Source organism: Campylobacter concisus, from assembly GCF_050447445.1.
Taxonomy (GTDB): domain Bacteria; phylum Campylobacterota; class Campylobacteria; order Campylobacterales; family Campylobacteraceae; genus Campylobacter_A; species Campylobacter_A concisus_BI.
The window spans coordinates 700,155-725,064 of record NZ_JALMFW010000001.1 but is presented as its reverse complement, the minus strand read 5'-3'; the positions used below and the strand labels follow the sequence as shown (position 1 = coordinate 725,064).

At 38.7% G+C, this 24,910-nt stretch carries 22 protein-coding genes; 19 read left to right on the top strand and 3 right to left on the bottom strand.

Annotation, left to right across the window (positions count from 1 at the left end):
• Positions 1–99: 99 nt before the first annotated feature.
• The gene (locus MTT30_RS03730) at positions 100–1,296 is read right to left on the bottom strand and encodes an acetate kinase (protein ID WP_429801033.1); all 1,197 of its coding nucleotides are present in this window, start codon (positions 1,294–1,296) and stop codon (positions 100–102) included.
• Position 1,297: 1 nt separating this feature from the next.
• Entirely contained in the window at positions 1,298–2,665 is a 1,368-nt protein-coding gene (gene pta, locus MTT30_RS03725) for a phosphate acetyltransferase (protein ID WP_429801032.1), read from the bottom strand.
• Positions 2,666–2,733: 68 nt separating this feature from the next.
• On the opposite strand from pta, the gene flgH reads away from it, so the two are divergent.
• The 16 genes from flgH to hypA all read left to right on the top strand — a co-directional run bounded on the left by flgH (position 2,734) and on the right by hypA (position 18,024).
• Positions 2,734–3,441 carry a flagellar basal body L-ring protein FlgH gene (gene flgH, locus MTT30_RS03720; protein ID WP_429801031.1) on the top strand — a complete coding sequence of 236 codons (708 nt, stop codon included), beginning with the start codon at positions 2,734–2,736 and terminating at the stop codon, positions 3,439–3,441.
• A gap of 345 nt (positions 3,442–3,786) precedes the next feature.
• Entirely contained in the window at positions 3,787–4,932 is a 1,146-nt protein-coding gene (locus tag MTT30_RS03715) for a hydrogenase small subunit (RefSeq protein WP_084041138.1), read from the top strand.
• Between the two features lie 9 nt (positions 4,933–4,941).
• Positions 4,942–6,660 (top strand): nickel-dependent hydrogenase large subunit, encoded by a 1,719-nt coding sequence (locus MTT30_RS03710; protein ID WP_429801030.1) that lies wholly within the window; start codon positions 4,942–4,944, stop codon positions 6,658–6,660.
• Between the two features lie 9 nt (positions 6,661–6,669).
• Complete coding sequence (gene cybH, locus MTT30_RS03705; protein WP_429801029.1) at positions 6,670–7,350, top strand: Ni/Fe-hydrogenase, b-type cytochrome subunit; 681 nt, start codon at positions 6,670–6,672, stop codon at positions 7,348–7,350.
• Positions 7,350–7,892, top strand: coding sequence for a HyaD/HybD family hydrogenase maturation endopeptidase (locus MTT30_RS03700; protein WP_429801028.1), 543 nt, complete (start codon positions 7,350–7,352; stop codon positions 7,890–7,892). The genes cybH and MTT30_RS03700 overlap by 1 nt, the downstream gene beginning before the upstream one ends.
• The gene (locus MTT30_RS03695) at positions 7,889–9,361 is read left to right on the top strand and encodes a hypothetical protein (RefSeq protein WP_429801027.1); all 1,473 of its coding nucleotides are present in this window, start codon (positions 7,889–7,891) and stop codon (positions 9,359–9,361) included. The genes MTT30_RS03700 and MTT30_RS03695 overlap by 4 nt, the downstream gene beginning before the upstream one ends.
• Positions 9,345–11,570 (top strand): carbamoyltransferase HypF, encoded by a 2,226-nt coding sequence (gene hypF / locus MTT30_RS03690; protein ID WP_429801026.1) that lies wholly within the window; start codon positions 9,345–9,347, stop codon positions 11,568–11,570. The genes MTT30_RS03695 and hypF overlap by 17 nt, the downstream gene beginning before the upstream one ends.
• Positions 11,571–11,615: 45 nt before the next feature.
• Positions 11,616–12,029 carry a nickel-responsive transcriptional regulator NikR gene (gene nikR, locus MTT30_RS03685; RefSeq protein ID WP_021091291.1) on the top strand — a complete coding sequence of 138 codons (414 nt, stop codon included), beginning with the start codon at positions 11,616–11,618 and terminating at the stop codon, positions 12,027–12,029.
• 16 nt (positions 12,030–12,045) lie between these two features.
• Positions 12,046–12,414 carry a Na+/H+ antiporter NhaA gene (locus MTT30_RS03680; RefSeq protein WP_429801025.1) on the top strand — a complete coding sequence of 123 codons (369 nt, stop codon included), beginning with the start codon at positions 12,046–12,048 and terminating at the stop codon, positions 12,412–12,414.
• A gap of 95 nt (positions 12,415–12,509) precedes the next feature.
• A complete protein-coding gene (locus MTT30_RS03675) occupies positions 12,510–13,769 on the top strand; it encodes a DUF2157 domain-containing protein (RefSeq protein WP_429801024.1) in 1,260 nt (419 codons plus the stop codon).
• A complete protein-coding gene (locus MTT30_RS03670) occupies positions 13,766–14,371 on the top strand; it encodes a GDYXXLXY domain-containing protein (RefSeq protein ID WP_429801023.1) in 606 nt (201 codons plus the stop codon). Before MTT30_RS03675 ends, MTT30_RS03670 begins: the two co-directional genes overlap by 4 nt.
• 170 nt (positions 14,372–14,541) lie before the next feature.
• Complete coding sequence (hypB, locus tag MTT30_RS03665) at positions 14,542–15,354, top strand: hydrogenase nickel incorporation protein HypB (RefSeq protein WP_429801022.1); 813 nt, start codon at positions 14,542–14,544, stop codon at positions 15,352–15,354.
• Positions 15,354–15,593 carry a HypC/HybG/HupF family hydrogenase formation chaperone gene (locus tag MTT30_RS03660; protein ID WP_054196671.1) on the top strand — a complete coding sequence of 80 codons (240 nt, stop codon included), beginning with the start codon at positions 15,354–15,356 and terminating at the stop codon, positions 15,591–15,593. Before hypB ends, MTT30_RS03660 begins: the two co-directional genes overlap by 1 nt.
• A complete protein-coding gene (gene hypD / locus MTT30_RS03655; protein ID WP_429801021.1) occupies positions 15,593–16,681 on the top strand; it encodes a hydrogenase formation protein HypD in 1,089 nt (362 codons plus the stop codon). Before MTT30_RS03660 ends, hypD begins: the two co-directional genes overlap by 1 nt.
• A gap of 9 nt (positions 16,682–16,690) precedes the next feature.
• Entirely contained in the window at positions 16,691–17,683 is a 993-nt protein-coding gene (gene hypE, locus MTT30_RS03650; RefSeq protein ID WP_429801020.1) for a hydrogenase expression/formation protein HypE, read from the top strand.
• Positions 17,683–18,024, top strand: coding sequence for a hydrogenase maturation nickel metallochaperone HypA (gene hypA, locus MTT30_RS03645; protein WP_087580117.1), 342 nt, complete (start codon positions 17,683–17,685; stop codon positions 18,022–18,024). Before hypE ends, hypA begins: the two co-directional genes overlap by 1 nt.
• A 244-nt stretch (positions 18,025–18,268) precedes the next feature.
• Here hypA and MTT30_RS03640 read toward each other — a convergent pair whose 3' ends face one another.
• Positions 18,269–20,734: an AsmA-like C-terminal domain-containing protein gene (locus tag MTT30_RS03640; RefSeq protein WP_429801019.1), complete on the bottom strand. Its 2,466-nt coding sequence runs from the start codon at positions 20,732–20,734 to the stop codon at positions 18,269–18,271.
• Positions 20,735–20,807: 73 nt separating this feature from the next.
• Between MTT30_RS03640 and mltG the strand changes: the two genes are divergently transcribed.
• From mltG to MTT30_RS03625, 3 genes are all read left to right on the top strand, one after another.
• Positions 20,808–21,752: an endolytic transglycosylase MltG gene (mltG, locus tag MTT30_RS03635; RefSeq protein ID WP_429801018.1), complete on the top strand. Its 945-nt coding sequence runs from the start codon at positions 20,808–20,810 to the stop codon at positions 21,750–21,752.
• 83 nt (positions 21,753–21,835) lie between these two features.
• Positions 21,836–24,010 (top strand): NADP-dependent isocitrate dehydrogenase, encoded by a 2,175-nt coding sequence (locus MTT30_RS03630; protein ID WP_429801017.1) that lies wholly within the window; start codon positions 21,836–21,838, stop codon positions 24,008–24,010.
• Positions 24,011–24,014: 4 nt separating this feature from the next.
• The gene (locus MTT30_RS03625) at positions 24,015–24,908 is read left to right on the top strand and encodes a malate dehydrogenase (protein WP_429801016.1); all 894 of its coding nucleotides are present in this window, start codon (positions 24,015–24,017) and stop codon (positions 24,906–24,908) included.
• Positions 24,909–24,910 lie beyond the last annotated feature (2 nt).

Sequence of the window (24,910 nt, the reverse complement as noted above, 5' to 3'; positions counted from 1 at the left end):
GCCTAAGAATGCTAATTCTATTTTAAAACGAGTTAGGTTTAAAATTTATATGTTAAGTTTGTCAAAATACAAATTAGCTATTTTATTTTAAATTTCTATTTATTTGGCTTTGTTCTCTTTTATTACTCTAGCCGTTTCTATTGCGATTTCTAGCTCTTCGTTTGTTGGTATGATGAGCGTTTTTATCTTAGCGTCATCCCCGTCTATGCATCTCTCGCCTCGCATGTCTTGGAAATTTAGATCGTGATTTATGTGAATGCCAAGATGCTTTAGTTCATCACAAATTTTTTGCCTTGTATTTGGTGCATTTTCGCCGATACCGCCAGTAAATATAAGTGCATCAACGCGTCCTAAAATGGCGTAATATGAGCCAATATATTTTTTTACTCGGTAGCAAAACATCTCAAATGCAAGCTTTGCTCGCTCATCATCTTGCATTTTGGCCACAACCTCTCTCATGTCGCTTGAGCCACAAATTCCAAAAAGTCCGCTTTTTTTGTTTAAAAAGTTATCTATCTCGTTCCACTTTAAAACGCCGATATTTAGCAGGTAAATGACCACAGCTGGGTCCATATCGCCGCTTCTTGTACCCATTATGAGCCCTTCAAGTGGGCTAAGCCCCATCGAGGTATCGATACTTTTACCGTTTTGTACCGCACAGGCTGAGGCGCCGTTACCTAGATGAAGCGAGATAGCGTTAAATTTATCAAACTCTATGCCAAGCATTTTGGCTGCTTGCTTGCAAACATATCTATGTGAAGTGCCGTGAAAGCCATATTTTCTTATGTGATGAGTCTTACAAACATCGTATGGTAGGGCATAGCGGTAGGCATACTCTGGCATGCTTTGATGAAATACCGTGTCAAAAACGACCACGTGAGGCACATTTTTGCTCTCTTTCATCGCGTTTTTAATGCCCGCAAGGTGCCCTGGGTTATGAAGAGGGGCAAGTGGGCTTATCTCCTCTATCTTTTTAATAACGCTCTCATCAACGATCATTGAGCTAAAAAAGCTCTCTCCGCCGTGCACTATCCTGTGTCCGATGCCATCAAGCTCACTTAGATCGTGCAGAGTGTGTGAGGTGACAAAGAGCTCGTTCATCGCCTCAAGTCCGTCGTGGTGGTCTTTTATAAAGCGTTTTATCTCGTAGGTTTCGCCATTTGCTTTTAGCACCGCTCTTGAGCTGGAGCTACCGATTTGCTCTATTAGACCGCTTGCTAGACTGGTTTTGGTATCCATTGCAAAAAGTTGAAATTTTATTGAGCTACTACCCGAGTTTAAAACCAAAATTCTCATATTATTCTCCTGCTTGTATGGCGCTGATTAAGATAGTATTTACCACGTCTTCAACGAGGCAACCGCGGCTTAGGTCATTAACTGGCTTTTTTAATCCTTGAAGTATTGGACCCACAGCTAGAGCGTTTGCGCTTCGCTGAACTGCTTTATAACAGATATTTCCGCAGTTTAAATTTGGAAAGATAAAGACATTTGCATGCCCAGCAACCTCTGAGTTTGGCATTTTTTTGCCAGCGACACTTAGATCAACCGCTGCATCAAACTGAATTGGCGCTGCGATTTTTAAATTTGCATCAAGCTCGCTAGCTTTTTTAGCAGCTTCTTTTACAAACTCCACATCAGCCCCACTGCCACTATCAGCCGTAGAGTAGCTCAGCATAGCGATCTTTGGGTTAAGACCAAAGGCACTTGCTGTTTGAGCACTACTTAGCGTGATACTAGCTAGCTCATCTGCGCTTGGATTTGGCGTGACGGCGCAGTCGGCAAAAAGTAAAATTTCTTCTTCAAGCGCCATAAAAAATGCCCCACTTACCACACTTACATTTGGCTTCGTTTTTATGATCTGCAAGGCTGGGCGGATCGTATCAGCTGTGCTCATCGTAGCGCCGCTTACCAAGGCATCGGCAAAGCCTTCATGAATTAGCATCGTAGCAAAGTAAATTTTATTTTTAGCAAGTGCATTTGCTTTAGTTTCATCCACACCTTTATGTTTTCTAAGCTCATAAATTTTCTTTGCAAATTTATCTGTTAGCTCGTTTTGTTCTGGATTGATCACTTTGGCTTTACTTAAATTTAGCCCCAAAGTGGCTGCCCTTTTTGAAATTTCGCTCTCAAGTCCTAGCAAAATGATATTTGCCGCACCTTTTTCTAACACGATGTGGGCTGCTTTTAAAATTCTCTCATCATCGCTTTCTGGTAAAACGACGGTCTTGTTTGCCGCTTTAGCTCTTTTTAGAAGCAAGCTTTGAAATTTAAATGATGTGATGATATCTGCTTGATAGTTTAAAATTTCGTCGATCTTATCGGTGATTAGAAGCTTTGAGTTTAGATTTAACGCCCTTAGCTCGCTTGCGTTTTCATCAAAAACTGGTGCGTTTAAATTTCTTGCTAGCTTTAAATTCAGCTCGCTTTTGCCAAAGACACTAAAGCTCTCACAGCCAAGAACTATAATAAAGTCGTTTTTGGCTTTTACCTCTTCAAATTTGTCTATAAATTTGAGAAAAAACTCTTTTTCATTTGAATTTATTAAGTTATTTTTATCATTTTCATCTGGGATTATCTTAAAAATCTCAACTTTTTTGAATTTTGTAGCTATAATTTCTTGCAGATGTGCTAAATTTTTGTCTGTAAAAACGTAACAACTTTTCATTTGCGACCTTTTTAGGAACTTAAATTGCTTAATTCTAGCACAAAGATACTTATTTTAAGGCATTTTTTATGAACCATAAAACGATTTGGCTCGTCTTATCTGCGGGCATTATTTGCACTGGCTGCACACCAAGTGCTGATCCTCATATCAATATGAAACCCCCAGTTTATGTCGAGCAACTCCCTTCAAAAGATAGTGGAACCGGACAAAGCAACGCTGGCAGCCTCTTTGGTAAGGGCGAAAATCCTCTTTTTTCAGACAGAAAAGCGATGAATGTAAATGATATCGTGACTATCGTTATCTCAGAAAATGCAAGTCAAACTTCAACTGGTAGCAAAAGTACCAACAAAGATAGCACCGTTTCGCTTGGTGGCGGTGTTTTCACAGCTGGGGCTGCACCGCTTTCAACTGTGGCTGATAATCTAAACAAATACGGCGATATCGGCTTTAAAGCAGGTGGTGGCAATAAATTTACAGGAAGTGGCACGAGTAATAGAAGCGAGAAATTTACCGCAACCATTTCAGCCAGGATCATAAAAATACTAAATAACGGCAATTACTTTATCGAGGGTAGCCGCGAGCTACTTATAAATGGCGAAAAGCAGATCATGCAAGTAAGCGGCGTTATCAGACCCTACGACATCTCACAAAACAACGAAATCGACTCAAAATACATAGCTGATGCTAAAATTTTGTATAAAACAGAGGGCGAGCTAGACAAATCTACCAAAAAACCTTGGGGCACAAGGCTCATGGAAGCTATCTGGCCATTTTAATGCAACTTTAAAAGCCTAAATTTAACCCATTTGGGCTTTTAAAAATTTATATCTCAAAAATTTCTCTCGCCTTAAATATGCTAAATTTTTAAAAATTATTAAAAATTATAGTTGATATTTACTTTCAGAATAATATGCTTAAAATATCTAAAATTCATCAAATAAAAATAAAATTTTTCAAAATATTATTTTTTATATTTTGAAAATATATCGCAAAAAAAGGGATTTTAAATTTTTTAGTTAAAATTTATTTAATTACAAATATTAATTTTATAAAATAATTTTTTACTTCTTTAAACAAAGATATTATTAATAAAAGTAAAATTTTCAAGCAAAGGAGCTTATATGAATAATGACTTGCGTCAAAAGATAGATAGACGCTTAAGTGAGCTTAGTGCGTTGCCTAAGATGAAAAGCGACTCGAGTATTGCGCAGCTTTTAAAAGAGAAGGGCTTTACGAGGCGTGATTTTATGAAGTGGGCTGGTGCGATGACAGCTTTTATGGCTCTACCAAGTGCGATGACACCGATGGTTGCTCGTGCTGCTGAGCTTAGCGATAGGCTTCCTGTGATATGGCTTCATATGGCAGAATGCACAGGCTGTAGCGAGAGCTTACTAAGAACCGATGCTCCAAGTATAGATAGTCTTATATTTGACTACATAAGCCTTGAATACCACGAAACTATCATGGCAGCCTCTGGTTGGCAGGCTGAAGAAAATTTAGAGAGTGCGATCGAAAAGTATAAAGGTAGATACATCCTGCTAGTTGAGGGAGGTATTCCAACTGGTGCGACTGAAAATTTTCTAACTGTTGGACCTCATGGCACAACAGGTAAAACTCATGCTGTAAATGCTTCAAAAGACGCAGCTGCTATATTTGCGATCGGCACCTGTTCTAGCTTTGGTGGCATTCAAGCTGCAAGGCCAAACCCATCAAATTCAGTGGGACTTTCAAAGGTAACTGATAAACCAGTTATTAATGTTGCGGGCTGTCCACCAAGTGAGAAAAATATCGTTGGCAACGTGCTTCACTTCTTACTTTTTGGCACACTTCCAGCACTTGATGTTTACAATAGACCAAAATGGGCTTATGGCTTAAGAATTCACGATCTTTGCGAAAGACGTGGTCACTTTGACGCTGGCGAGTTTGTCCAAAACTTCGGCGACGAGGGTGCAAAAAATGGCTACTGCTTATACAAAGTAGGTTGCAAAGGTCCATATACTTTTAATAACTGCTCACGCGAGAGATTTAACCAGCACACATCGTGGCCAGTTCAAGCAGGTCACGGCTGTATAGGCTGCTCAGAGCCAGACTTCTGGGATACGATGGGACCATTTGAAGAGCCTATGGCAGATAGACTCTTTGATACTGTTTTAGGTCTTGGAGCTGATAATGTTAGCGATAAAGTTGGCATCGGAATTTTAGCTCTTACAGGCATTGGTATAGCAGCTCACGCTGTTATAGCTTCTATGAGTAAAGATAAAGAATAAGGCGAAAAAATGAGTGAAAAAAGAATAGTAATAGATCCTATAACACGTATCGAGGGACACTTAAGAATAGAAGTTGTTGTAGATGAAAATAATATCGTAAAAGAGGCGTATTCTGGCTCAACTCTTTGGCGTGGCTTAGAGCAGATCGTAAAAGGTAGAGATCCAAGAGATGCTGGCTTTTTTATGCAAAGAATTTGTGGCGTTTGTACATACTCACACTACCGAGCAGGCATTATCGCAGTTGAAAATGCTCTTGGTATCAAGCCTCCGTTAAATGCAGAGCTAACTAGAACGCTTATGAATGCAGCTTTATATCTTCACGATCACATCGTGCACTTTTATCAGCTCCACGGCATGGACTGGGCGGACGTGGTCTCCGCACTAAGCGCAGATGTGCATAAAGCTAGCGAAGAGGCGTTTAAATACACTGATTTGCCATTTGCCACTGGAGCTGATAAGCTAAAAGAGGTAAAAGAGAGAGTTGAAACCTTTGTTAAAAAGGGCAATCTTGGACCATTTGCTAACGCATACTGGGGACATAGCACATATAAATTTACGCCAGAGCAAAATTTAATCGTCCTCTCTCACTACTTAGAGTGTCTTAGAATTCAAAGAACAGCAGCTCAGATGATGGCGATCTTTGGCGCGAAAAACCCACACCCACAAAGTTTAACAGTAGGTGGTGTGACCTGCGTAATGGACCTTATGGATCCAGCTAGAATGGGCGAATATATGAGCAAATTTGCTGAGATCAAAGAATTTGTAGATAGAGCTTACTATCCAGACATTTTGATGGCAGCTAAAGCTTATGGTAATGAGCCAAGCGTTCTAAACGACGTTGGTATAGCAAATTTACTCTGCTACGATGAGTTTTTGATAGGCAAAAATGATCATCTATTTAAAGGTGGCTATATCTTAAATGGCGATCTTAGCAAGGTTTATGACATAGATGAAGACAAGATCACAGAAGAGGCTACTAGGTCTTGGTATAAAAACGACAAAGCGCTTCATCCATATGACGGCGAGACTGAGGCGAACTACACAGGTCTTATTGACGGTGAGAGCATAGATGCCGAGGGCAAACTAGCTCATAGTAAGCTTTTTGATACAAAAGGCAAATATAGCTGGATCAAAGCACCAAGATATGATGGCTTGCCTATGCAAGTAGGACCGATCGCAAGTATCGTTATAAACTACGCTAGAGGCAACGAGAGAGTTAAAAAAGTAGTTGATGGGTTTTTAGCAAAGAGCGGCTTGCCACTAAATGCAGTCTTCTCAACTCTAGGCAGAACCGCTACTCGTATGCTCGAGGCAAAAGTAGTCGCAGAGCACACAATGGACGCATTTAATGCTTTGGTAGAAAATTTAAAATCAGATCAAGAGACTTGCGCAAAATATGTAATCGATAACAAAAAAGAGTACAAAGGAAATTTTCAAGGCAATGCTCCAAGGGGTGCGCTTAGCCACTGGTGCCGCATAAAAGATGGTGTTATCACAAACTGGCAAGCAGTCGTGCCAAGCACATGGAATGCCTCTCCAAAAGACGCACAAAATCAAATGGGAAGCTACGAAGCGTGCTTAGTTGGTTTAAAGATCGCTGATCTTTCAAAACCACTTGAGATAATACGAAAAATTCACTCTTACGATCCTTGCATCGCGTGTGCTGTGCATGTTATGGATACGAAGGGAAATGATTTGAGTACTTATAAGATAAATCCAAATTTGTAAGGAGAGAATATGTCACATAAAAATGCTGACAGGATCAGCGAATACGAATTCTCCATCGGCGTTAGGCTGACACACTGGATTAGATTTGCAGCGATCACACTTTTAGTTGTGAGCGGCTACTATATCTCATACGTTTTTGTGAGTCCAGAGATCACGAGCGAGCCTACAAATTTTATGCAAGCAAAGTGGCGTATGGCTCACCAGATCGCTGGCTTTGTGCTAATAGCGGCGTTTATCTTTAAATTTTATCTATTTGTCTTTGATAAACACAGCAAAAAAGAGCGGATGAGTGTGGTTGATTTTCTAAATCCAAAAATTTGGATCGCACAGATCAAATACTATCTTTTTATAGGGCCACATCCGCATTTAAGGGGCGTTTATAATCCTTTGCAGTTTGCCTCATACTTTTTCTTTTATCTTATTTTGACTCTTATTTGCCTAAGCGGTCTTGTGCTTTATGTTCATGTTTATCATGAGGGACTTGGCGGAGCGCTTTATGAGCCAGCTAGGTTTTTTGAAGAGCTTATGGGCGGACTAGCAAATGTCAGAACGATACATAGAATTTGTATGTGGGTCATTATGATTTTTGTGCCGATTCATGTTTATATGGCAGTATTTAACGCTGTTAAAGGCAAAAATGGAGCGATGGACGCTATCGTTAGTGGCTATAAATTTGTAAAAGAACACTGATGAGAGTGCTGGTTCTTGGTATCGGCAACGTGATGTTTGCCGATGAGGGCATAGGTGTTCATTTTGTAAATTTGATGGCTAAAAACTATAAATTTACAAGTTCTAAAAACGAGCTTACTCTAATGGACGGGGGTACTTTAGCCCTCGCCCTAACTCACATCATAAGCGAATTTGACTATCTTATTGTTGCTGATTGCATTAGTGCAAATGGCGCAAGCGTGGGTGATGTTTATTTTTTCGACTTTCTAAACGTACCAAATTTTATCAGCTGGGACGGCTCGGCTCACGAGATAGAGATGCTTCAGACCCTTCATCTAATGGAGCTTGCAGGCGATAGACCTACGACAAAAATTTTAGGTATCGTGCCTAGCCGCATAGAATCATCAAATTTTAGCCTCTCAGATGAGGTTATAAACGCTTCTAATATTTTAGAAAAAACGCTGCTTGATCACTTAAAAGAGCTTGATTTTAAGTGTGAAAAGGTGGCAAATTTTACCCTAAAAGATATCGTTGATGAATACGATAAAAAAGGTTTAAAATGATACTTGCTTTTAAATTTACTTGCCACAAGGACGCTTTGTTTCTGGCTCCATTTTTACGCTTGCTTGCTGGCGATCTGGCTCATAGTATAAAGTGTAAAGATGATGAAATTTGTCTAAAGGTAAGTGGCAATACCAGCGAGCTTGAGAGCGTGGCAAATAAAGCAAGTGCGCTCTTGCCATTTAGTCTTTTTATAAAGCACAGTGAGGTCTTGGCTACAAGTGAACTTGATGAAGATAGCAAGATAAATGAGATAAAATTTGGTGGACTAACTCCGACTCAAGCGAGTACATTTTTGGCTAGCGAAAAGGCTATCTTAAATGAAAGTGGCGTGCTATGTGAGAGTAAATTTGAGGGTGAGATAACGCTTGATAATTTTAATGAAAAGCTAAAAGCTTGCCTAAATTTATTAAAAAACGGCAAGAGTGTTTGTATAGGACAGGACGAAAATTTATATGAAATTTCTCTTGGCGTAAATTTTGACGCAAATTTTTTGATGTCTGTAAATTTAAAGCAGCTACCAAAAATTTTTATCGCTGATAATAGGGTACAGATTGCGCTTGCTAGCTTTGAAAAACCACTTTTGTCGCTAAAGACGACAGCCATTTATAGGCAAAACCACGAGGATGCGCCGCTATTTTTTGACGTGATGGCACCAAATGACCTTTTTCTTTACGCCCTTTGCGAGCAGCTAAACAAAGATGGCTGTAGCTTTTTAAGCGTTTCTGTAAAGGAGCAAAAAAGCGCCCTTTTAAGGCTTGTTTTGCTTGAAAACAGCGCAGTTTTAAGCCCATTTTTCTATACAAAAAACGAGGAATTTGAGCTTAGTAATTTTAGCGATATAGCTTTGGGGCTAAAATTTAGCAAATTTAGCGATGACGAAATTTGCATGCTTTCAAAATCAAGCAAAACACAGCTTCTGTTTTTACCAAAATTTAGTAGCTTTGAAGAAATTTATGAGCTCATAAGAGCCCAGGAGGGCGGCAAAAGGCTACTTGAAAACTTCAGTAAAGAGCACACCTTGCCAAGCGGTAAATTTAGCTCAAATGCTAGCTTTTTCTCGCTATTTTGCATAGCTGGGCGCATACTTGGCTTAAGTGATGAGTTTAAAAAAGCAGGGGAGAATTTGCTTCTTATGGCAGCTGATTTTAGCGGTCAAAAGGGCGTTAGGATCGATTACAAGATGAAAGATGACTTTGGTTTAGACGGGGTTAAGTTTGTAAAAAGTATCATTTCGTTTGTCCTTGCTGGCGCTGGAGAGAAGAACATCAGCTTTGGTTGCACCGAGTCTTTGGCGCACTTTTTGAGCGATTTTAGCTATGAAAAACGAGATAAATTTAATATCAAAAATGTTACTTTAAGCGGGGATTTATTTTATAATAAGGTAGTGAGCAACTTGATAAAAAAGCACCTAAACCCAAATATAAAAACAAATTTTGACCCCGGATTTGGCGTTGAGATCAAGCTTTAGATATGAGATCAAAGGCTTAGTTCAAGGCGTTGGTTTTAGACCTTTTGTCTATACTTTGGCGGACAAATTTAAACTTGTTGGTGAAATTTACAACGATGATGAGGGTGTGAAGCTAAATTTTAGCGGCGAAGAGGCTAACTTTTTGGCTTTTGAAAAAGAGCTTTATGAGAAGCTACCAGCACTTGCTAGGATCGATGAACTGCATAAATTTAGGATAGATCAAATTTATGAAAAGCTTGAGATTATCGCTTCAAAGAGAGCTGCCAAGCAAGCGCCTATCTTGCCTGATTACGCACTTTGTGATGACTGCTTGCGCGAGTTTTATGACCCCGCAAATCCACGCTATAAATACCCATTTATAAACTGCACCAACTGCGGACCAAGATTTTCTATCATCAAAGCATTACCCTATGACAGGGTAAATACGACGATGAACGAGTTTAAAATGTGTAAATTTTGCGAGAGCGAGTATAAAGATCCGCTTAATCGCCGCTATCACGCAGAGCCGATATCTTGCCCAAACTGCGGACCAAAACTCTATCTAAAAGATAAATTTGGCAAAGTCTTGGCTAGTAAAAACGAAGCAGCCAAAGAGGCGGCTAGGCTCATAAACGAGGGTAAAATTTTAGCCATTAAAGGGCTTGGTGGCTTTCATTTGGTTTGTGACGCGACAAATGAAGCCGCAGTTTGCGAGCTAAGAGTAAGAAAACACCGTCCAAGCAAGCCCTTTGCTCTGATGAGTAAAAATTTAGAGAATGCTAGAGAGATAGCGCAAATTTCAGAGGAGGAGGCGAAGCTTCTTAGCTCAAATTTAAAGCCGATCGTCTTACTTGAAGCAAAAAATGGCTCAAATATCGCAAAAAGCGTCGCTCCAAATTTAAACAAGCTTGGCGTTATGCTTGCATTTAGCGGCATACATCTTTTGCTATTTGACTATTTAGAACACGACATCATCGCAACTAGCGCAAACATATCAGGCGAAGTTGTGATAAAAGATGAGGATGAGCTAAGAGAAAAGCTAGGTGACGTCATAGACTTTTACCTTGATCACGACCGAGAAATTTACTCACCAAGTGACGATAGTATCGCATTTTGCGTTGGTGATGAAGTTATTTTTACAAGAACGAGCCGTGGCTTAAATCCAAATTTCATCCATACAAATTTCAAGCAAAAAGGGACATTTTTAGCTCTTGGTGCGGAGCTAAAAAGCTCATTTTGCATCTATAAAGACGGCCTTTTGATGGTTAGCCCATATATCGGCGATCTAAAAAACGTGGCGACTTTTGATAGATTTAAAGATATTTTTACTCTTTTTGAAAAGACTTACAACCTAAAAATAGACAAGGTCATAGCCGATCTGCATCCAAATTTTTTAAATACAAAATGGGCAAAGGATCAGGGCTTTGAGCTCATTCATTTGCAGCATCACTACGCCCATCTATTAAGTGTAATGTTTGAAAACGATCTTAGTGACAAAAGCTATCTTGGATTTTGCTTTGATGGAACCGGATACGGTAAGGACGGCAAAATTTGGGGTGGCGAGGTTTTTAGGCTAGATAAAAAGGGCTTTAATAGAGTTTATCATTTTGATGAATTTAGCTTATTTGGTGGCGAAAATAGCATCAAAAATATTTATCTAATCGCATATTCTATTATTTTAAAATACTCTCTTGAGGACGAAGCGAGTAAATTTTTAGTAAATTTTGATGAAAAAATGCTTGCAAATTTTAAAAAAATGGAGCAAAAAGGATTAAACTTAGTAAAGACTAGCTCGGTTGGTAGGATATTTGACGCATTTGGTGCTATTATCTGTGGTCTTTTTCACTCAAGCTTTGAGGGCGAGAGCGGTATGAGGCTTGAAGCGCTTTATGATAAAAATTTAGATGTGTGTTACAAATTTAGCCTAGATAATGGAGTGATCGGCATTAAAGAAGCTTTTAAAAGTACTTTAAAAGATGAGCCAAGAGTGGCTGCAACGGCGTTTATAAATGGCTTGGCTGATATTATTTTTGAAATTTCAAAAAAAGAAAAAATGGAAATTTTGCTAAGCGGCGGAGTTTTTCAAAATAAGACTTTACTCGAACTTATTTACAAAAAATTTACTAAAGCAAATTTGAAATTTTATATCAATAAAAAATTCTGTAGCAACGATTCTAACGTAAATTTAGGGCAAATTTATTATTATTTATCCACATTTTCTAATAAGTGATGTATAATGATTATAAACGGTAATCAAACGAGAAAGGAGCAGAAAATGGATAGTGTTATACGTTTTAGTGTTTCTTTACCTAGTCAGTTACTTGACGAACTAGATAAAAAGGTTAGCGAACAAGGCTACGCTTCTAGGAGCGAATTTACGAGGGATCTGATCCGCGAAAAGATCGTAAGTGATAGCTGGAAGGACGCTAGTGAGGAGTTGATCGGGGTTTTGACGCTCATTTATATGCATCATCACAACGATTTGGTGAATAAAAAGATGGATATAGAGCATAGTTCTGATGTGAAAATCATCTGCACAAACCATGTTCATGTCGATCACCATAACTGCTTAGAAACGATTTCAATAAGAGGCGAGGCTGGCAAAATTGAACGCTTTGCTGAAAGGATCGCCGGCTTAAAGGGCGTAAAATTTTCTAAACTCACAAGGGCAGCTATTCCTAGGTTTTAATTTTTTAAGGGTCTTTATGGGTTTTAGGAATTTTTGGGATTTTTTTATAGGTGAAGCTAGTAGCGATATCTTTCTTGTCGCTGCTACTTTAGTGGCATTTATCTTTGAAAATGTTTTTTTAAGCAGTTTTTATAACTCATTTTTACAAATCGATACAAGGCTAAATTTTGGTAAATCGCCGATACAAAAGCCCCTTATCCTTTTGGTAAATGATAGTTTGATGGCCGTTTTTTTCTTTTTACTTGGGTTTAGACTTAAGCGAGAAATTTTTAAAGCAAAGCTTAGGAGTCTGGCCCAAGCTACCTTGCTAAAAATTTTTATCATCGGTAGCATTTTAGCTTCTGTATTTTTTTATATTTTAAATCACAATTATATTTTTTGTTGAAAGACTAAGGCAGTGTCAATGGACATAAATACGGCATTTAAGACACTGGCTAGAAATTTGGTGTTTTGTATATCTTATAAAAGAGAGTGTGAATAATGAACTTTTTAAATAGAATTTTTCTAGCAAAAGAGCTGGATCGGTGGCAAAGTGACGGTATAGTCGATAAAGAGACCGCTATAAAAATAGCAAATTTATATGACATCGACACTGACGCTCACAGCGATAAGATAAGTTTTGTCCTAAAACTCGTAGCATATCTCTTTTTTGCGCTGGCTTTTTTTACGCTTGTTGGTGCAAATTGGGAAGAGATACCAAGACTAGGACGTTTGGCACTTGTGTTGTTTGTGCTTGGGCTTGTAAATTTTGGTGGAATTTACTATCTCGCAAAGGGAAAGGAAAATCTATCAACGGCGATGTTTTTTCTTGGAAATTTCTGCTTTGGTGCGGCGATTGCACTTATTGCTCAAATTTATCACATTAGTGATGAGCCAAGCGGCGGCATATTGCTTTGGAGTATCGGAGCGTTTGCGGTTTCTTTTGCTAGTAAAAAAGGTGTGTTGGTAGCCCAAAGCCTTATCTTTGCGACGGTTTGGTTTTTTATGAGAGGCTATCAGGGCGACTTTGGTTTTGGCTTTATTATTTTTATAGTACTTGGCGCATATACGCTTTACAAAGACGACTCAAAATGGCTTGCTTTTGTGCTTTTTATAGATATCTTTATATACATCATTTCATTTTGTGGCTACATTAGTGGTCTTAGAGCGATATTTGATTATGGATTTTTGTTTGGACTTCCTATGGTTGCGATCGTATCGCTATCTTATGCACTTTTGCTTATCAGTATTTCGCCCCTACTAGATAAATTTAGAGTAGGGCTTGGCGCATTTGCAAAAGAATTTGGTAAAAATTTTGGCGTTTTTGTGTTGTTGCTTTGTCTGCTTTTATTTGAAGAAAGAAATTTATTTGAGGCTGGAGATGAAGAACTTTGGTTTGTGAAGTCGTTTTTTAAAAGCAACTTTGGCTTTGTCTTTATTCTATTTAGTGTTGCTTATTTTGCACTATTTTTTAAAGAAAAAAACAAGAGTGGTTTGCTACTTGGGGCACTGCTCGTGTCGTTGCCATTTGTCTTTAGCTACGGGCCTGGCTACGCAAATATATTTTTTTCGCTCGCAAATATCATAACAGCTGCGGTTCTTATCAAAAAGGGTGAGTTAAAACTTGGTCTTTGTATGATATTTTTGGTTGCAGCCGTGAGGTATTTCCAGCTAATAGGCGATTATATTGGTGCTACGGCGCTATTTATGGTGTTTGCTTTCATAGTGCTAGTTGTTGCTAGAAAAGGACGTAAAAAATGAAGATAAAAGTCTTAATAGTAGCTGTAATTTTTCAAATTTCGCTTATTGGCATTATGCTTGGCTACGCGCTTATGCCACTTTATTTTGGACAAGAGGTAAGAGTAAGGGTCAATCTTTATGATCCAAGAGATCTTTTTCGCGGAAATTATATTGATTTAAACTATGAATTTTCAAATTTTCATTCAAGAAATTTTGACGAAAATGATAAAGATGACCGCTATATCGATAAATACGATGAGAGAGTAAGAGATGGGGCTAGAGTTTATGCTGTTTTAAAGCCAGATACTAATGGCACTTACAGCTTTGCTAAATTTAGTATAAGCAAGCCAGACAATGGAGTGTTTTTAGCTGGTAGATATGATGGCTACTCGCTCGTAAAATACGGCATAGAGCACTTTTATATGTCGCCTGATAGTGCGGCTAATACCGAAAATGAAATGAGAGAAGAAGACGTTGATGCCTATGCTGTTTTGATGGTGATGGATAATGGCAAGGCTAGATTAAAAGATCTAATAATCCAAAAGAATGCCCAAAAAAATAGCAAAAAACTACTTGGTGATGAAAATTTTGATAAGTTGGATGAGATTAGGCAAAAAGAGTAAAGTAAATTTAGTCAAAATTCTTGTGCAAATTTCATTTATATTTTTAAATTTAAATAGAAATTTAAATAAATTAATTAATTTTGATCTATTTGCAAAAACTCCTAAATTTTAATTTTATTTTTAAATTTAAGAGTTAAAATCTCCATAAATTAATAAAAAAGGATGAAAAAATGTGTAAAGATTGCGGTTGTTCAATGGGTAATCACGCCCACGTTCACACTCATGCTGATGGCACTACTCACTCGCACCCACACACTCATGATGGGCATACAGATCACGCTTATGACGCGCACGAACATAGCCACGAGGCTCACGCACACCCTGTGCTAAACGAGAGTAAAACCATAGACGTGATAGAGAAAATTCTCTCTGAAAACGACAAAGAGGCCGCTCACAACAGAGCTCATCTTGATGAAAAAAAGATACTTTGTGTAAATTTAATGAGTAGCCCAGGCGCTGGCAAGACCACGCTTCTTGAGGCTACGATAAAGGCTGGTAAGTTTAAAATAGGCGTTGTTGAGGGCGATTTGGAAACAAATCAAGATGCCGACCGCATAGTAAAGGCTGGCGCAAAGGCTCATCAGATAAGCACAGGTCAGACCTGTCACTTGGATGCTTTTATGGTGCATGAGGGGCTTCATCACTTGCCACTAAATGAGCTTGATCTGGTTTTTATAGAAAATGTTGGAAATTTAGTCTGCCCTGCAAGCTACGACGTTGGCTCGCACTTTAACGCTGTGCTTCTTTCAGTGCCAGAGGGCGATGATAAGGTGAGTAAGTACCCAGTGATGTTTAGAGCTGCTGACGTGCTTCTCATCACAAAAGCTTCGCTTGCGCCGCACTTTGACTTTGACATCGAGCGAGTGAAAAACGACGCTAGAAAGCTAAATCCAAAGGTCGATATCTTTGTTATTGACAGCAAAACGGGCGAAGGTATCGATAAGTGGATAAGTTATTTGGAATTTAAAAAAGAGCTAAGATAATGTGTCTTTCAATACCTTCAAAAGTAATAGAAATAGATGAAAACAACGTTGCTACCGTTGAGACTTTGGGCGTTACTAGAAAGGTGAGCCTTGATCTCATCTCTGAAGAGGTAAAAGTTGGCGAATATGTGCTAATTCACGTAGGTTACGCTATGCAAAAGATCGATACGCAGTTTGCGCTTGAAAGCTTAGAGGTCTATCAAAAGATCGCTGATGATATGAACGCGGGGAAAATTTGATGGATCTTATCAATGACTTTCGCGATAAAAATTTAATCCTTGCACTTTCAAAACTCATCCAAAAAGAGAGCGTAAAACTGCTAAATATCATGGAAATTTGTGGCGGCCATACGCACAGCATTATGAAATTTGCACTACCAAGTTTGGTGGGAGAGCATATAAATTTTATCCATGGCCCAGGCTGTCCAGTCTGCGTGATGCCAAAAAGCCGCATAGATGAGGCCTGTAAGCTAGCTAGCATGGATAATGTGATCTTTTGCACGCTAGCTGACATGCTAAGAGTGCCTGGCTCAAAGACAAGTTTGCAAAAGCTTCGCGGCGAGGGACATGACATAAGGGCACTTTACACGCCACTTGATGCGCTAAATATAGCTAAGCAAAATCCAGATAAGAAGGTCATATTTTTTGCCATAGGCTTTGAGACGACGACTCCGATGAGCGCAAATTTGGTTGAAAAAGTGGTTGAGCAGGGCATTAAAAATTTATACTTTCATATAAATCACGTAACCGTTCCAGCGCCAGTTAGAGCTATAATGAGCGATAAAAACGTGAGGATAGACGCATTTTTAGGCCCAAGCCATGTGAGTGTCATCACTGGAAGTAAAATTTACAAAGAGCTAGCGAGCGAATTTAAAAGACCGATCGCCATTAGTGGTTTTGAGCCACTTGATATCATGGCAAGTGTGCTAAATTTAGTCCGTCAGCAAAACGCAGGAACATATGAAGTCTACAACGAGTACGCAAGGGCGGTCAAAGAAGATGGCAACTTAAGAGCAAAAGAGCTCATATCTAAGTACTTTGAGCCGTGCGACTTTGTCTGGAGAGGCCTTGGCGAGATAGCACAAAGTGGCATGAAGCTAAAAGATGAGTTTGCCTATCTTGACGCCAGAGTGCAGTTTGACTGCAACGTAGAGAGTGCGGGCGAGAGCAAGGCTTGCATTTGTGGGCAAATTTTAAGAGGGCTAGCAAAGCCAACAGAGTGTAAAGTCTTTGGCAAAGTTTGTAACCCGCAAAATCCGATAGGATCGTGCATGGTCTCAAGCGAGGGCGCTTGTGCGGCGTATTTCAAATACGCAAGAGTTGGTTAAGGGAATTTAATGAAAAAGATAATGCTAAGCCACGGAGGCGGCGGCGAGGAGATGAACTCGCTTATAAATGAGACGATATTTAAAATTTTTGATAATGAAATTTTAAGGCAGAGTAACGACTCAGCGATACTAAATTTAAACGGAAAAATCGCTTTTAGTTCTGATAGCTTTGTGGTAACTCCCATTTTTTTTAATGGCGGTGACATCGGCAAGATCGCAGCTTGCGGCACGATAAATGACCTTGCGATGGTTGGTGCAAGCGCAAAATACCTAAGCTGTTCGCTCATAATCGAAGAGGGGCTTAGTATAGAGGAGCTCGAGCGTGTGCTTGGCTCGCTTGCAAAAACTTGTAAAGAAAGTGGCGTAAGCGTAGTTTGTGGTGATACAAAGGTCGTGCCAAAAGGCAAATGCGATAAAATTTTCATAAACACGGCTGGTATCGGTGAGATAGTTTGCGAAGGCGTGGAGCTTAAAAATTTAAAAGCAGGTGCTAAAATTTTAATCTCTGGAGATGTTGGCAGGCACGGCGGCGTAGTACTTGCAGCAAGAGAAGAATTTGAGCTCGGACTTGATCTAAAAAGTGACTGCAAGAGCTTAAAAGAGGTCGCTTTAAAGCTATTTAGTGCTGGCATAAAGCCGCAATGCATGCGTGATGCGACAAGGGGCGGACTAAGTGCGGTGCTAAATGAGTGGGCTAAATTTAGTAAATTTGACATCTTAGTTTTTGAAGAAAATATAAAGGTAGCTGACGAAGTGATGGGTGTTTGTGAGCTGTTTGGTTTTGAGCCTTATGAGCTTGCAAATGAGGGTACTTTTGTGATGGCTGTCGATGAGAGCGAGGCCAAGGACGCGCTTAAAATTTTAAGAGAATTTGATAAAAACGCGATGATAATAGGTGAGGTCTTGGAAGCTAAAAACGAGCGTGTTATCATCGAAAACGCCTATAAATCAAGAAGATTTCTCGAGCCGCCAAAGGGCGAGCTACTGCCAAGGATATGCTAATGCACGAGCTTAGCATCGTTCAAAATTTAGTTAGTCTTTGTGAAAAAAACGCAGCCAAAGAAAACGCCAAAGAGATAAGCAAGATCGAGATAAAGGTCGGCCGTTTAAGCGGAGTGGAGCCACACTATCTAGAGAGCGCCTTTGATGTTTATAAGGCTGGCACGATCTGCGAAAATGCTGAGCTTGTGATAAATTTACAAGGCATTGTGATCGAGTGTTTGGATTGTGGATTTGGCGGGGAGCTTAGCGAAAATGACTTTACTTGTCCAAAGTGTAAGAGCCAAAATTTAAAGGTGACTGACGGCGAGGAGATGTATCTCATGCGCCTTGAGATGAAGTAAATTTTACATATTTTTATATGTAAAATTTTATGTTTTTTATCAAAATATTTTAATAGTTGTAGTATCAAAAAATAGAGCTATCAAAGCCTTGATCTTTAGCTTTTGATGTTTTTTGACTAGTAAAATTTAAGCATTATGCGCTTTGCGAACCGAGGTTAGTATAGTTAATCAAAAATGAGTGCCACTCTTGGCTTTAGAAGCAGCCAATAATTTTTCTATAATTTCCGTGCGTTGCAGATTTAAACTACTCAAATATCAAAAACGGAGCCTGAATCACGTTTCTTATTATCTTTAGTGGCGAAAGCAAGGCATCTTGCAGGATCTGCGTCGAGTACTCAGGCTTGTCGGTAGTGCCTCGTATTGCGATGACGGTTGAGAGCGAGCGGTCCTTACCAAGTATTATTTGATTTACCAGTGGAATTTTATCAATGATACTGCTAGCGTCTTTTAGTAGCTTTAGCTCAAGGTCGATATTTATCTTTTTGCTCTTTAGATCGATCGTACCACGTCCACCGATATCAGCGCTCGTGCCTATCATTTCAATCGCTAAAAATTCGATCATATCGCCATTTCTAGTGAGTAAGATTTTACCATTTTTAACAGTAAAGCCTTTGTCGTTAAAATCAGGTGTTTTAAGGCTAAGAAGCGATGGAACTGAGTTTAAAAAGCTAAGTAGTCTTTGATAAAAGATATAATCCTTTAAAAAAGTATCAAAAAATCTCACCTCTGCCTTGAAATTCTTTGAGTTTTCTCCAAGCATTTTTAGGCGAAATTTACCGCCCTCAAAGCTCTTGATACCAAAAAGGTCGTTGATAAATTCTCCGCTTATATCGGTTGCGTCTAAATTTATACTCTTTTCATCATTAAAATAGCCAACTCTTCCTTGCTGCGCCAGCCCATTTAGCGAGGTGCTTTTGCCCTTTTTCTCGGCACTAAAGCTAGCAAATGGCAAGGTCTTGTTTAGATCCATTAAAATGATATCGCCATTTTTTGCTAAAAGCTCAAGCGGCGTGCTTTGTTCGCTGGTTTTGTTATCATCAAGCACTAGCAAATTTAGATCTTGAGTTTTTACGTTTATGACTTTTTCTTTTATGTCTAGGCTTAGCTTTTTACTTGCGCTATCTACCTTCACACCAGCTTTTGAGACTAAAATTTTAAGATCGTCATTTTCATACTTTGAGCCATTTTTATCTAAAAACGGCAAATCAAAGTTTGCCTCTTTGGCAAAAATTTCAAGATCAGTAAAATCCTTGCTTTTTATACTAAGTTCATCAAAACCACGCACGCCGTTTTGCTTTAAAACAGGCGAGCTCTCTATGAAAAATTTACTATTTTTTGTTGCTATTTTACTTTCACTGCCAAAGCTCATATCAAGCCCAAATGGCTCTATCTTAAGCAAAGTTTCATCAGCCTTGCTAAAGTCTAAAAATGCGCTAAATGGCTCATTTTTAAAGGCTAAAATTTCATCATTTTTCTCTTTTAGATCAAAGCTTTCTATCACGCCTTTTATCTCGCCAGTACTTTTTTGTAAATTTATATCGGCCTTAGCATTTGCTTTAAAAAACTCAAGCCCAAAGCCGGTAGCATCGATACTTAAATTTGTCGTATTTATGAGCTTTACGAGAGCATTTTTGGTATTAAATTTACTCCCAGCAATCTCTAAAACCGCGTCACTTAGCTTAAATTCTCCATTTGCAATGACGCTTCTTTCATCAAAATTTTCTAAGCTTTTCTCGTCTAGTTTTATTAAAATTTTTAAGCTAGCATCCATTTTTCCGCTAAGCTGCCTTACTGGCACGATGATCTTATAGGCTTTTAATATCTCATTTATAGCTTCATCATAGATCGATTTTGTCTTTATAAGTAGCTCTAAATTTGCGCTTTTTTCATCAAAGATATTATTTATTACAACGCTTGAGCCATCAAGCTTTTTGCCCTTGTAAATAGGCGAAATAAGATCAAATTTAAGCTTTGAGTTTTTAAGCGTGATATTTGCCTCGCCTACATTTACGGCTGACAAGCCTTTTTCAAATTTAACGAGCAAATTTTTAGTATTTGCGGTGGCATTTAGATCATTTAGATAAAAGTTATTTTTAGCTAGATCAGCCTTGCCATTTATCTCTTTTAGCTCGTAATCATCAGCAACGATGTATCCATATATCCAGTTTTTAACTTCACTATTTAGCTCTATGCGTCTGTCAAGCTCATCAATGAAGTTTTTAATGCTTCCAGCCTCGACATCATAAGCTTTGTAAGTTAAAAATGTATCTTTTAGGGCAAAATTTAGCTTGCCATGCAGCTCATGAGAGGTAAAATTTCCCTCAAATTTATAGTCATTTTTATCAAAATCTGCACTTCCTTCGCCGCTAATGCTGACGTTAAAATCCTTAAAGCTTAAATTTCTAACACTAAAAAGATCTATTCCGTCTTGCTGTTCGTTTTGGAATTTAATGTCTACATTTAAATAAGGGCTATCAACAAAAAATATATCATCTAAAAATAGAATTTTTAGTTTAAAATCATCGCCTATTTGCACATTTTCAAGTGAAATTTCTTGAAAAATTGTATCTATAAAATCTACGCTTTTGCTAAGATTTAAAAGACGTTCATCGCTACTTTTTTGTTCACTTTCTTTTTTAAATTTTGGGAGTCTTATCTGCTTTGCTCTTACAATTATTTTTTTATCTAACTTTATATATAATTGCTCCAATTTTACGCCATAAAACTCAAAATCATTAACTTTTATGCCGTATTTTAAAAGCAAAGCAAGCGAAAGAATCAAGATGATAAAAAATTTTATAAAAAAACCATATCTGGATATTTTTTTTGATATCGTACTCATCATTGTCCTAAGTGTTTTTATCTATTTGGCACGCCCTATAAACACAAGTAAGGTCGTTTTCATACCAAAGGGAGGTGTGGGCGAAATTATAACCTATTTAGCTAATCGCAACTTTAACTTAAGCGTGATTGATAAGTATGCTATGCACTTTATCGGCTCGCCTCAGTCTGGCTGGATAGAGATCGGAAAAGATAAAATTTCAAGGATTGATTTTTTAAAAAGACTCGCAAAGTCAAAAGCTGCGCTAACCGAGATAACTCTCATACCCGGAGAGACAACGGTTGTCTTTTTAAATCAAATTTCTGCTCAGCTTGGACTTGATCCTGTTAAGTTAAATGGCGAATATAACGCTCTTGCTCCGGTGGGCGATGGCTTTTTGATACCAAATACATACAAAATTCCAATAGGCATTAGTGAAAGGCATCTTGCTTTTTATCTTGTTAATTCATCAAAAAAGGCTCAAAACGAGATAAGTAGAAAAATTTTTGGTGAATACAACGAGAAAAAATGGTTTAAAATTTTAACGATTGCATCGATTATCCAAAAAGAAGCGGCAAATGACGCTGAGATGCCCCTTGTGGCTTCCGTCATCTATAACCGCCTTGATAAAGGCATGAGGTTGCAAATGGACGGCACGCTAAACTACGGCATCTACTCGCACGATGTGATCACAGCCGAGCGCATAAGAAGCGATATGAGCGAGTTTAATACCTATTTAAATAACGGCATTCCGCCAAGTCCTATTTGCACAGTGTCCATAAGTGCGATCAAAGCGGCGATAAATCCTGCAAAGAGCGATTATTTATACTTTGTGCTTGACAAAAAGGTGAAAAAACACATTTTTTCAAAAACCTTAAGCGAGCACAACCAAAATATAGGAAAATAGAGCTAGAATTTGCGGTAAATGCCTAAAATACAACGAGATTTAATAAAGAAAGTGATAAATTTTAAAAAAATAAAAGGGCTAAAATGAGTGACATTATCTGGACCAAAACTGACGAAGCACCGCTTTTTGCAAGCTACTCTCTCTTTCCTATCGTAAAGAGCTTTTTGTCTCGTGCTGACATTAGCATAACTAGGGCCGATATTAGCCTAGCTGGGAGAATTTTATCTCTTTTTAGCAAAGAGCTTGGACTAAATAAGGCCGATGAGTTGGAGCTTTTAGGCGAGCTTACCAGTCATAAAGAGGCAAATATCATAAAACTGCCAAACATCTCAGCCACGCTTGTTCAGCTAAAAGCAGCGATAGAGGAGCTTAGAAGCAAAGGCATAAACGTGCCTTTTTATCCAGATGAGATCATCACGGATTACGACGAAGAGGTCGCTAAAAAATACCAAAAAGTGCTAGGAAGTGCAGTAAATCCAGTCCTAAGACAAGGAAACTCAGATAGAAGAGTCCTGCCACCGGTTAAAGAATTTGCCAAAAAGCATCCTCACAGCAATGGCGACTGGGACAAGGCAAATAAAGCTAAAATTTGCTACATGCAAAAGGGCGATTTTTATGAAAATGAGCACTCAATAATCGCTAGTAATGATGAGAAATTTTATATAAATTTTGTGAATACAGAGGGTAAAAAAGAGCTTTTAAAAGAGCTTGCCGTACAAAGTGGCGAGGTCGTCGATGCTACATTTTTAAGCGTAGATGAGCTTGATAAATTTTATGAAAGATGTTTTGAAGAGGCAAAAAAAGAGAATTTGACCTTGAGTCTGCACCTAAAATGCACGATGATGAAAGTTAGCGATCCAGTCATCTTTGCTCACGCGATAAAAAGCTATTTTAAAGAGGTTTTTGAACTATTTGACGAAGAGTTTAAAACTCACGGCGTGGAGGCTAAAAACGGTTTAAAAGATATGTTTTCTAAAATTTCAACTCTTAAAAACAAAGATGAAATTTTGGCTAAATTTGATGAAATTTTGAGCAAAAAGGCAAAAATTTGGGCGTTAAATGAAAATGCCAGTAATTTTGACATACCAAATGACGTCATAATAGACGCCTCCGTACCAACACTCATTAGAAACTCTGGCAAGGTAAAAGATAGAAGCGGCGAGCTAAATTTCTCGCTTTGCATGATCCCAGATAGAACATACGCTAGGGTTTATGAGGCTTGCGTAGCGGACTTTAAGGAGCATGGTGCGCTTGATGTAAGCAGCATAGGCAGCGTAGCAAACGTGGGGCTAATGGCTAAAAAGGCCGAGGAATACGGCAGTCACGATAAGACTTTCATCACAAAAGAGGACGGAGAATTTGTAGTTTTTGACGAAGCGGGCAAGAGCGTCTTTAAATTTAGCGTCAAAAAGGGCGACATTTTTAGGATGACGCAGGCAAAGGATGATGCGATAAATGCGTGGTTTGAGCTTGCTTTAAAAAGAGGCGAAATTTCAAAAGATGAGCTTATATTTTGGCTAGATAGCAGCCGTGCTCATGATAGAAATTTGATAGTTAAATTTGAAAAATTTAGAGAGAAATTTGCTAGGGCTGGCGTAAAATTTGAAATTTTAAACTACGAGCAAGCGACTACAAAAACGCTTGAGGGAATAAGAGCTGGCAAAAACGTTATAAGCGTAACTGGTAACGTTTTAAGAGATTATTTAACCGATCTTTTCCCGATCTTTGAGCTAGGTGGTAGCTCAAAAATGCTCTCAGTTGTGCCGCTACTTGCTGGTGGAGCGATGTTTGAAACAGGTGCTGGTGGAACGGCTCCAACGCTTGTAAAAGAGCTAAAAGAGAAAAACCATCTACTTTGGGATAGTCTCGGCGAGTTTTTAGCGCTTAGTGCTTCACTTGAACATCTAGCATTTGCTAAGCAAAAAAAAGGGGCAAAAGAGCTAAGTGATGCGCTAAATAGAGCGGTTGCTAGCTATTTAGACGAAAACAAAACGCCAAATGCCACTCTTGATACCAGAGAGTCGCACTTTTATCTGGCACTTTTTTGGGCAAGAGAGATGGCAAAAAGTGGCGGGATTTTAAGTAAAATTTTTGAAAATTTAGCAGACGAGCTAGAGAAAAATGAGAGCGAAATTTTAAAAGAGATAAGACAAAATGATGGTGCAAGCGTGGAATTTGGCGGATATTATTTGCCAGATGAAGTGAGGGCAAATGAGGTCATGAGACCAAGCAAAATTTTAAATCAAATAATAGGATGAGAAAATGAAAATAAGTATAGTTGGAGCAGGAAACGTCGGTGCAAACATAGCTTATGCGCTTTGTATGAGAGAAGTTTGCGATGAGATCGCGCTTGTGGATATATTTGGTGACGTGGCACGTGCAAAAGCAATCGATCTAGCTCAGTCAAGCTGCGTTTTTAATGCTAAAACTATCGTTTGTGGTGGCGATGATTTTATGCTAATAGAGGGCAGTGATATCGTAGTGGTAACTGCTGGAAGCCCAAGAAAAGAGGGTCAAACAAGAGAGGACTTGCTCCTTAAAAACGCCGTAGTCGTAAAACAAACAGCGCAAAATATCGCAAAATTTGCACCAAATGCGGTGATAATTGTCGTGACAAATCCGCTTGATGTGATGGTCTGGACGGCTCATAAATTTAGTGGTTTTAGTAAAAATAAAGTGATCGGCATGGCTGGTGAGCTTGATGGCGCAAGATGCAGATATGAGCTAGCGCTTCTAAAAGATAAAGATGCAAAAGAGCTAAAGACAAAAATAATTGGCGCTCACAACGACGAGATGATCGTATCTGCTAGCAACATTAGCGAAAATTTAAACGAAAATGAGCTGGCAACTCTTAAAAAAGAGACAAGCACAGGTGGCGCAAAGATCGTTAAACTCCTTGGCACTTCAGCTTACTATGCACCAGCAGCTGCAGTTGTGAAGATGTGTGAAGCGATAATAGGTAAGAGTGATGAAATTTTAAGTGCTAGCGTGCTTCTTGATGATGAACTAAGTTGTGGAAGGCTAGTAAGGCTTGGACGTGAGGGCTTAAAAGAAATTTTAGAGCTAAATATAAATGAAAGTGAGCAAGAGCAGCTAAGTAAAAGCGAAGCTGATATTAGAAAAAACATTAAATTTTTAAAAGAAAATTTGGATTAGGA